Genomic DNA, 9,187 nt, shown 5'->3' on the forward strand with positions numbered 1-9,187 from the left:
AGGAGTTCACCGATGCGGACGACCACCGGGTGGCAGGCGACCGGCCCCACGACGCTGCGCCGTACGTCGCTGGAGCGGCGCGACCTGCGCCCCGAGTCGAGCACCTGTCGGGTCACCGGCCGCAGGACCCGGAGCCGGGACAGCGCCACGAGCCGGTCGATCAGTGGTACGGCCCCGTCGATGAGCTGGCGGGTCTTGGTCTGGCCGGGCGATCGGTCGTGCACCCAGTACAGGATCACGCCCATGTACGCGAGCCAGAGCAGCTCTGGCAGCTGCGGACGGAGCTCGGCGTCGACCTTTGCCGTCGAGCCGGTCAACACCTCGCCGAAGAGGTCGATGGCCGCCTGTCGGGGACCGGAGGACTCCGCGGAGAAGGGGCTGAGCGGAGAGGTGGGCTCCGCGGCGGTCTTGAAGAAGGTCGCCGCGAATCCGTGTGAGGGCGTCAACACGTCGATCCCCGCGTGCAGCACTCCGGCGAGCCGGGGACCGAACGCCTCCTCCCGGTCGAGCACCGGCTGCGCGGCGGCCCGGTGCTCGACCTGGGACTGGGCGTAGAACTCCTGAATCAGGTGGTCCTTGGAGCCGAAGTAGTAGTAGGCGTTGCCGACCGCCACGCCGGCCTCCTGCGCGATCGCCCGCATGGTGGTCTGGGCGTACCCGCGTTCGCGGAACAGCCGCATCGCGGTGTCCCGGATCAGCTGCCGGGTCTGCTCGCCTCGGGCGGTGGCTGGGTCACCCGCAGTGGTCGTCTGCGCAGGCTGTTCGGTCATCGGGGTCACCGTATCCCGCCGGTTCGTCGGTCGGCTCGGCCCACGGGTCGCGGATCCGCTCCCGGATCGCCGAGGCGGCGGCCACCGTCTGCCGGGCGAGGGGCAGCAGGTGCGGTCGGGCCAGCCGCTCGGCAGTGGACCGATGATCGGTCAGCGCCCAGAGGCAGGCGAACCAGGCGCCGTCGCCCGCGTACACCTCGCCGGTGTCGGCGATCACTGTGAGGTCGCGCAGCGTCGCGTCGTGGTCCAGGCCGGGGAAGCGCCGCCGGGCCTCGGCGGAACCGGCCGGCACGAACTCCAGGGGTACGAGCTGGGCGCGGGACGACAACCAGCGGTGGGCGGCGCGGCAGATCGGGCAGGCCGCGTCGAACAGGACTGTGAACCCCCGGATCCCACCGCCGGGGTGAGCGGTGGGATCCGGGAGCCGACCGACGCCACCGGTCCGGGGCGCTGTCATCGGGTCGGTGGGTTCGGGCCGACGCCCGGCTGCGGGCCGGCCGGGTGCGGGCCGGCCGGGTGCGGGCCAGCCGGGTGCGGGCCAGCCGGGTGCGCGCCGGTCGGCTGGGGTCCGCCCGGGTACGCGCCGACCAGCTGCGGTCCGGCTGGGGTGGATTGCATGGGGAGCCGGCCGATCGGGGCGATCGGGGGATGAGTGGCGAGCTGGCGGAGTCGGTTTCGGCGGTAGCGGCCGAGTGCGAAGACGTTGAAGAAGTGCAGCGCGCCGAGCACGAGCAGCACCAAGCCGATCTTGAGTGACAGTTCCTCCATGGCCTGGCTTGTCGAACCCACCGGGTCGGAGTGCTTCATCGCCACGGTGACGTAGCCGAGGTTGAGCAGGTAGAAGCCGACCACGAGGAGGCTGTTGACCGCTTGGGCGAGTCGCTTCTCGGCGAACACCTCCTCCAGGAAGACCAGCCCGTTGCGGGACAGCGCTCGAGCCACCCAGATGGTCAGGCCGACGCTGACCGCGAGGTAGATCACGTACATCCAGACCTTGATGTCCATGTGGACGCCCTTCTTGAACGTGTTCAACTACCGACGTCATCAGACTAGGGCCGTTGTTGAACATGTTCAAGAAGTGGCGACCAGTGACTGTGGACACTCCGTCGCGGCGCTGGAGCGTGACATCCGGCCGAGCGTCTCAGCCCGGCCGGAGAACGCTGTGGCTCAGCCGGTCAGGCCGAGCACCTCGGCCGCCGCGCGACCGTTGGCGTGGCTCGCGCCGTAGGTGATGACGAAGGCGCGGACACCCGCTGGCCGCCACTGTGCCGGCCAGCCCATCTCCACCACTGTCACCGGGTGCTGGGCCGCCAGGTCGGCGATCAGTGCCGGGCCGCCGGGCAGTCGGTGCAGGTGTCGTCCGACCAGCACGATGGGACGGTCGCCCGCCAATCCGCGCAGTGTGGCCGGGTCGGTCTCGGCGGCGATCACCCGCATCTCCGGCACCCCGTGCAGGTGCGGACCGAGACCCCACGGCACCCGACCCTCGGCGATCGTCGACTCGGTGTGCAGTTGCACCACCAGTGGCTGGTCCAAGCCGCTGAGCACACCCTCCACCCGGACCGCTCGACGCGCTGCCGCGTACCCCAGTTCGGTGTCGCTGGTGGTCGGCGACCCGCCGGCGGCCCGGGTCCAGGCGGCGAGATCGGCGGCGCGGCCGGCCGCCTCCTCGACCCGTGCCCTTGCCAGCCGGCCGTCGGCGAGCGCGTCGACGATCTCGGCGGCCACCCGCTCGACCAGCTCAGCGTCGACAGTCGCGCCGATGCAGAGCAGGTCGGCACCGGCGCTCAGGGCCCGGACCGCAGCTGGCCCGACCCCGCCGGCGGCCACTGCGGCACCCTTCATCTCCAGCGCGTCGGTGATGACGGTGCCGGTGAAGCCGTACTCGGTGCGCAGCAGGTCGACCAGGACGGCTCGGCTGAAGGTGGCCGGGTCGGCGCCGGTGAGCGCCGGCACCCGGATGTGCGCTGTCATCACGGCCCGCGCCCCGGCGGCGACGATGGCCGCGAACGGCGGTAGGTCCCGCTGGCGGAGCAGGCTCAACGGGGCATCCACAGTGGGCAGTTCGTGGTGGGAGTCGGTGACTGTGGCGCCGTGCCCGGGGAAGTGCTTGGCGCAGGCGGCCACGCCGACGGCCTGCAACCCGGCCACGGCGGCGGCCGAGTGGGCGGCCACCCGCACCGGGTCCGCGCCGAAGGACCGGGTGCCGATCACCGGGTTGTCGTCGGCGGTGTTGACGTCGACAGTGGGGGCGAGGTTGACGGTGATGCCGAGCGCTGCCAGTTCGGCGCCGATCGACTGGTAGACCCGTCGGGTGAGAGCCACGTCGCCGATCGCGCCCAGGGCGGCGTTACCGGGGTACGGGCTGCCGGTGGCGTGCGCCAGCCGGGTCACGTCGCCACCCTCCTCGTCGATCGCGATCAGCGCGTCCGGCCGACCGGCGCGCAGCGCGGCGGTGCTCGCCGCCACCTGCGCGGGGTCGTGCACGTTGGTGCCGAACAGGGTGTGCCCGGCCAGCCCGTCGGCCAGCAGGTCGACCGCCCAGTCCGGCGGGACCGGTCCCGCGTACGCGGCCAGCAGCGTGCCCAGCGCGAGCCGGCGCAGTCCTGGATCCAACCCCACGTGCTTCCCCCTTCGGTGCCCCCGCGGGTACGAAACGTCGTACCGGTGGTGGTCTTGGCCCTGCCGACTCGGCGGAGCGTCCCACCGTCGAGTGGCCGTTACGCTACGGCTACCCGTTCGCAGGTTGGTTTACAGTTAGCAAAGTTTACTAAAACTAGAGGACGTGTCATGAGTGCGACCCGGCTGCCCGGCACCCCCCGTCTGTTGCGGGCGCTCAACGACCGTGCCGCGCTGGAGCTGCTCCTCGAACGCGGCCCGCTGACCCGAGCTCGACTCGGCGAGCTGACCGGGCTGTCCAAGGTCACCGCATCGCAACTTGTCGAGCGGCTGGAGGAGCGCGGCCTCGTCGCGCGGGTCGGCGAGCAGGCCGGCGGGAGAGGGCCGAACGCCCAGCTCTATGCCGTCCGCCCGGGCAGCGCGCACGTGGTCGGCGTGGACGTCGGGCCGGACCGGGTGGTGGCGGCGTGCGCCGACATCACCGGTGCGGTCATCGGCCGGGTGGAACAGTCGACCCGGGACACCGACGACCCGGTGGGCGTGGTGCACAACGCCGTCGTGCAGGCGGCGAGCAGCGCCCAGGCGCAGCTGAGCAGCGTACGACGGATCGTGCTCGGCACGCCGGGCCTGGTCGACCCCGGCACCGGCGACATCACCTTCGCCTTCAACCTGCCGCGCTGGCACAGCGGTCTGCTCGCCGCGCTGCGGGACGACCTGCACACGCCGGTTGTCTTCGAGAACGACGTCAACCTGGCCGCGGTGGCCGAGGCGCAGTCCGGCGCGGCGCAGGGGCTGTCGGACTTCGTGCTGGTCTGGGTGGGCGCCGGCGTCGGCCTCGCGATCATGCTGGGCGGGCGGTTGCACCACGGCAGCAGCGGCGCCGCCGGCGAGATCGGCTATCTGCCGGTGCCCGGCGCGCCCATCCCGCGTGACGTGTCCCGTCGCGCCAAGCCGGCTTTCCAGCAGCTGATCGGTGCGGACTCGGTGCGCGCTGTGGCCCGCGAGCACGGCTACCCGGACGCCGACGCGGCCGAGGCGGTCCGCGCTGCCGTCGCGGCCGGCGCTGACGGCGGCCCGATGCTCGACGAACTCGCCCGTCGGCTCGCGCTCGGCGTGGCCAGCACCTGCGTGGTGCTGGACCCACCGCTGGTAGTGCTCGCCGGCGAGGTCGGCCAGGCCGGTGGCGCGGCGCTCGCCGACCGGGTGCAGCAGGAGGTCGCGGCGATCACCCTGGTCCAGCCGCGGGTGGTGCCGACCGGGTTGACCGAGGAGCCGATCCTGCACGGTGCGCTGCGCACCGCCCTGGACGCCGTGCGCGACGAGGTGTTCGGCTCCACCGTCGGCTGAGCCCGCTGCGGCGGTCATGTGAAGGAATATTTCACCGTGCGCCCATAGCTTGCAAGCTCTTGCCGGGCGCCGGCTTGGCCGTTCCGTCGGGCCGCCCGCGGTGGGGCGACCCGACGGCCTCGATTCAGATCAGGTCACGGCGACGGAACACGGCGAACGCCGCCGCGGTCAGCCCGCCCGTGATCGCCAGCAGCACCAACAGCGCCGGCAGCCAGGTCACCGTGTAGAACCCCTCGCAGTAGGGGTAGTCGGTACTGCCCCGGCAGAGCTGCTCGTCATAGAACCGCGCCTCGCCGTTGAGCCACGCCCCGATGTGGCTGGAGAGCATGAACAGGTCCGACTTCCGCGCGTCGACGATCTCCAGGACCAGCCGGGCGCCCAACTCCCAGACCACCGCGTACGCGGCGAACGCGCCGAGCGCCGCCGACGTGTGCCGACCCAGCGTGGCCATCGCGAAGCCCAGGGCGGAGGCCAGCAGCACCAGCACCAGGCCACGGCCGTGCACCGTGCCGAGCTCACTCCAGAAGGCGCCGTCCAGCCGGCCCGGCAGCCCGGCGGTCTGCCCGATCACCCAGAACGTGGCGAGGTAGGCCACCGACGCCAGCACGGCCAGGACCAGCACCGTGCCGAGCAGGGTGCCCAACTTGGCCGCAAGCACCGTCATCCGTCGCGGTCGCCAGAGCAGCAGGTTCACCACACCGCCCGAGGTCAGGTCCGCGCCGATGTAGGAGGCGCCGACCAGGAACCCGAACAGGACCAGGAACGCGATGAGGAAGTACAGCAGTGGCTGCGCCTGCTCGGCGAAGGTGAACACACCCGGCAGAAAATCGGCGGCGATCGGCAGCCGGTCCTGCCGGATCGGGTCGATCTCCGAGCAGTCGCTGGGGAAGTACCTGTCCGTGTCGGACTGCAGGGTGCCGTCCTTGCGGTCCAGGCACTCCTGGTGGGTGGCCTCCAGGTCACGCCGCGCCTCGGCGGCCTGCGCCCGCGCCGAGTTCAGCTCACTGACGCTCGGTTTGTGGGAACCGGCCAGCGTGGTCGCCGCCGTGACGGCGAACGCCAACACCAACAGGACGAGCATGAGCTGCACGAAGCGACGCGCGGACAGTCGCTCCAACTCGGCACGCACCAGGTTCACGCGTCCACTCCCCGATCGAGATCGATCACAGCTTCGCCCTGCGGCAGCGACGAGTCGCCGCCCTGCCGGGGCACCGACGGATGCTCGTACGCGCCGGTCAGCTCCAGGAAGACGCTCTCCAGATCCGGCCGCAGCGGCGTCAGCTCGCCCACCCACAGACCCTGCTCACCGAGCACCTGGCTGATCGCCGTCGGGTCGCTCACCCCGCTCACCACCAACGCCTCGCCGTCCACCACCGCCGTCAGTTCGGCCGCGTGCAGCAGCTCGACGGCCCGCTCCGGCTCGGCCACCCGGACCAGGAACTCGTGTCGGTCGTGGCCCGCCAGCACCTCGTCCACCCGACCGGTCGCGACCCGCCGCCCCCGAGAGATGATCGTGACGTGGTCACAGATCAGCTGGATCTCGCCCAGGATGTGACTGGACACCAGCACTGTCACCCCGTTGGCCGCCAGCGACCGCATCAGGTCCCGCATCTCCCGGATGCCCGCCGGGTCCAGCCCGTTCGCCGGCTCGTCCAGGATGAGCAGACGCGGGTCCTTCAACAGCGCGGACGCCACCGCCAGACGCTGCTTCATGCCCAGCGAGTAGCCCTTCACCCGCTCATCGCCCCGGTCGTGCAGGCCCACCAGATCCAGCACCTCGTCCACCCGCGAGACCGGCACACCACCGGCGCGGGCCAACAACCGCAGCGTCCGGTAGCCGGTGAAGTTGCCGAAGAACTGCGGGCTCTCCACGATGGCGCCGACCTGGCCCGCCACCCGGGGCAGCAGTTCCGGCGATGGTTCGCCGAGCACTGTCATCCGGCCGCTGTCGGCGCTCACCAGCCCGAGCAGGGCCCGCAGGGTGGTGGTCTTGCCCGAGCCGTTGGGGCCCAGGAAGCCGTGGACCTGGCCCGCCTCGACCAGCAGGTCGAACCCGTCCACCGCGACCCGTCGGCCGCTGCGCAGGCTACGGAAGGTCTTGCGCAGACCCTCGATCTCGATGACCGCGCTCATCTGCGTGGCTCCGTACGTCGGCGGGGCATGGGCCGTCCTCCGGGCTTGGTGATCAATGACACGGCGCTTCACCCTATGGCTGAGGTGCCGCCCATGGGGGGTACCCCGGCGCTGCGTGGTTGGATGGTGTGGTGACTGGTGACCTGATCCCCGGCGCTGCCGGCGCCGCGCCTGCCGCCGCTTTCGTGGACCCGGATCTGGTGGTCAGCCTCGACGGCGTCGGCGTACGCCGCTCTGGCACCGCCCTCCTACAGGACCTGACGTGGCGCGTCGAACTGGACGAGCGGTGGGTGGTGCTCGGCTCCAACGGCGCCGGCAAGACCACGCTGCTCAACCTCGCCGCCGGTCGGCTGCACCCCACCACGGGTGTCGCGCACGTGCTCGGCGAGCGGATCGGCCGCACCGACGTCAACGAGCTGCGTACCCGGATCGGGCTCACCACCGCCGCGATCGCCGAGCGGCTGCCCGCCGACGAGCGGGTCAGCGACGTGGTGGTGACCGCCGCCTGGTCGGTGGTCGGCCGCTGGCGGGAGAACTACGACCGTGGCGACGAGGCACGGGCGCGGGCACTGCTGAGTCAGCTCGGCGTCGGTGGCCTCGCCGAACGCCGCTACGGCACCCTCTCCGAGGGTGAGCGCAAGCGGGTGCAGATCGCCCGTGCCCTGATGACCGACCCGGAGCTGCTGCTGCTCGACGAGCCCGCCGCCGGGCTCGACCTGGGTGGTCGGGAAGACCTGGTAGCCCGACTTGCCGAGCTGGCGTACGACCCGGACGCCCCGGCGATGGTGCTCGTCACCCACCACGTCGAGGAGATCCCGCCCGGGTTCACCCACGCGATGCTCCTGCGCGAGGGTGGGGTGGTCGCCCAGGGCCTGCTCGCCGAGACGCTGACCGGTGACAACCTCTCCAAGACCTTCGGGCTGCCACTTGTGGTCGAGCGGTCGGGCGACCGCTTCACGGCTCGCGCCGCCTGAGCGTCGGACAGGCGGAGACGGCCGTGCCGCAGACTCGGGTTGCCGTGGTGGGCAGCGCCAACATGGACCTGGTCGCGATGGCACCCGCGCTGCCTCGACAGGGCGAGACCATGCTCGGCACCGACTTCGTGATGGTGCCCGGCGGCAAGGGCGCCAACCAGGCCGTGGCCGCGGTCCGGGCCGGCGCCTCCTGTACCTTCCTCGGCGCGATCGGCTCGGACGCCTTCGGCGTCACCCTCAAGGCCCGCATCACCGCGGCCGGGGTGGACACCAGTCAGCTTCGCGTGGTCTACGGCGCCTCCGGAGTGGCGCTGGTGATGGTCAACGCCCAGGGGGAGAACGCCATAGTGGTCACCCCCGGAGCGAACGACGCCCTGGTCGGCCTCACCGAGGAGGAGCTGACCACTGTGCGCGCCGCGGACGTCCTGGTCGCCCAACTGGAGATCCCGGTGCAGACCGTGACCGCCGCCGCGGTGGCCGCCCGCGAGGCCGGCACCAGGGTCATCCTGAATGCCGCCCCGGCGCGGGACCTCCCACCCGAGCTGCTCGCCGCCGTGGACCTGCTGGTCGTCAACGAGGGCGAGGCGCAGGCGCTCACCGGCCGGGGGCGGGAGGAGCCGCGTGCGCTGCTCGACCTGACCCCCCGGGCCGTGCTCACTCTCGGCGGCGAGGGCGCCTGGTACGTCGACCGGGACGGCACCGAGGTGCACGTGCCGGCGGTACCTGTCGACGTGGTCGACTCCACCGCCGCCGGTGACGCGTTCACCGCCGCGCTGGCAGTCGGCTGGGGCGAAGGACGCGACCTGGTCGACGCGGTGCGCTGGGCGTCGGCGGCCGGCGCTGCCTGCGTCCGCAAGCTCGGCGCCTCGGTGGCGCTACCGCAACGCGCCGAGATCGACGAGCTGTACGTACCGGCCTGACCACACCCGCCGCACTCCGGCCGACTCGCCCGGGCGGGCCGGTCGTCAGCCGACGGGCTCGTCGGTGAGCTTCTCGCCGCGTCGGCGCAGCATGCCCAACCCGGGGATGCCGGCCACGGCGAGCTTGAGGTCGCGGGTCACGTCGAGCAGATCGTGCAGGTCCGGCCCGACCCGGTCCAGCGTGGCCAGAATCGGCAGGATGTCCGCCGTCAGGTGTTCCTTGAGCTTCGGCAACTCGTCGATCAGGTGGATCGCCGCGCTGATCTCCTCGTGACTCAACTCCTCCACGAACCGCCCGGCCATCGGCGCGGCTCGGCGCAACGCCGGCTCGTACGCCGCCAGCAGCTCGGCCGCCGTCGCGGCGGCCGCCGTCGGGGGGAACGATCAGCCAATCGGGCACCCGACCGTCGTGCTCGTCGACCAT

Annotated in this window: 9 protein-coding genes and 1 pseudogene; 3 read left to right on the top strand and 7 right to left on the bottom strand. The window is 72.1% G+C overall.

Going from position 1 to position 9,187, the window contains the following annotated elements; genetic code table 11:
• Positions 1 to 104 precede the first annotated feature (104 nt).
• From AB0C20_RS32690 to AB0C20_RS32705, 4 genes and pseudogenes are all read right to left on the bottom strand, one after another.
• Positions 105 to 770 (bottom strand): annotated as a pseudogene (locus AB0C20_RS32690) (TetR family transcriptional regulator); the annotation flags it as partial.
• Entirely contained in the window at positions 733 to 1,227 is a 495-nt protein-coding gene (locus tag AB0C20_RS32695) for a DCC1-like thiol-disulfide oxidoreductase family protein (RefSeq protein ID WP_357184614.1), read from the bottom strand. The gene AB0C20_RS32695 and the pseudogene AB0C20_RS32690, both read right to left, overlap by 38 nt.
• Positions 1,224 to 1,802 carry a hypothetical protein gene (locus tag AB0C20_RS32700; protein WP_357569443.1) on the bottom strand — a complete coding sequence of 193 codons (579 nt, stop codon included), beginning with the start codon at positions 1,800 to 1,802 and terminating at the stop codon, positions 1,224 to 1,226. Before AB0C20_RS32700 ends, AB0C20_RS32695 begins: the two co-directional genes overlap by 4 nt.
• 135 nt (positions 1,803 to 1,937) lie before the next feature.
• A complete protein-coding gene (locus AB0C20_RS32705; RefSeq protein WP_357569444.1) occupies positions 1,938 to 3,392 on the bottom strand; it encodes a glycoside hydrolase family 3 N-terminal domain-containing protein in 1,455 nt (484 codons plus the stop codon).
• A 168-nt stretch (positions 3,393 to 3,560) separates the two neighbouring features.
• Here AB0C20_RS32705 and AB0C20_RS32710 point away from each other — a divergent pair, with 168 nt between their 5' ends.
• Positions 3,561 to 4,736 carry an ROK family transcriptional regulator gene (locus tag AB0C20_RS32710; protein WP_238670961.1) on the top strand — a complete coding sequence of 392 codons (1,176 nt, stop codon included), beginning with the start codon at positions 3,561 to 3,563 and terminating at the stop codon, positions 4,734 to 4,736.
• Positions 4,737 to 4,860: 124 nt separating this feature from the next.
• On the opposite strand, the gene AB0C20_RS32715 is transcribed toward AB0C20_RS32710, so the two are convergent.
• Complete coding sequence (locus AB0C20_RS32715) at positions 4,861 to 5,874, bottom strand: ABC transporter permease (RefSeq protein ID WP_357569446.1); 1,014 nt, start codon at positions 5,872 to 5,874, stop codon at positions 4,861 to 4,863.
• Positions 5,871 to 6,869, bottom strand: a complete 999-nt coding sequence (locus AB0C20_RS32720) for an ATP-binding cassette domain-containing protein (protein ID WP_357569447.1) — start codon at positions 6,867 to 6,869, stop codon at positions 5,871 to 5,873. Before AB0C20_RS32720 ends, AB0C20_RS32715 begins: the two co-directional genes overlap by 4 nt.
• Positions 6,870 to 7,000: 131 nt before the next feature.
• On the opposite strand from AB0C20_RS32720, the gene AB0C20_RS32725 reads away from it, so the two are divergent.
• Together AB0C20_RS32725 and AB0C20_RS32730 are read left to right on the top strand one after the other, a co-directional pair.
• Positions 7,001 to 7,843 (top strand): ABC transporter ATP-binding protein, encoded by an 843-nt coding sequence (locus tag AB0C20_RS32725; RefSeq protein WP_091397101.1) that lies wholly within the window; start codon positions 7,001 to 7,003, stop codon positions 7,841 to 7,843.
• Positions 7,844 to 7,866: 23 nt separating this feature from the next.
• On the top strand, positions 7,867 to 8,763 hold the full coding sequence (locus tag AB0C20_RS32730) for a ribokinase (RefSeq protein ID WP_357569448.1): 897 nt from the start codon (positions 7,867 to 7,869) through the stop codon (positions 8,761 to 8,763).
• Positions 8,764 to 8,808: 45 nt separating this feature from the next.
• Here AB0C20_RS32730 and AB0C20_RS32735 read toward each other — a convergent pair whose 3' ends face one another.
• Positions 8,809 to 9,084 (bottom strand): hypothetical protein, encoded by a 276-nt coding sequence (locus AB0C20_RS32735; protein ID WP_357569450.1) that lies wholly within the window; start codon positions 9,082 to 9,084, stop codon positions 8,809 to 8,811.
• Positions 9,085 to 9,187 lie beyond the last annotated feature (103 nt).

The organism is Micromonospora sp. NPDC048843, assembly GCF_040649965.1.
GTDB classification, from domain to species: domain Bacteria; phylum Actinomycetota; class Actinomycetes; order Mycobacteriales; family Micromonosporaceae; genus Micromonospora; species Micromonospora hortensis.

Coding starts and splice junctions, on each gene's coding strand:
- AB0C20_RS32695 (WP_357184614.1), bottom strand. CDS start 1,227: ATGACAGCGCCCCGGACCGGTGGCGTCGGTCGGCTCCCGGATCCCACC.
- AB0C20_RS32710 (WP_238670961.1), top strand. CDS start 3,561: ATGAGTGCGACCCGGCTGCCCGGCACCCCCCGTCTGTTGCGGGCGCTC.
- AB0C20_RS32720 (WP_357569447.1), bottom strand. CDS start 6,869: ATGAGCGCGGTCATCGAGATCGAGGGTCTGCGCAAGACCTTCCGTAGC.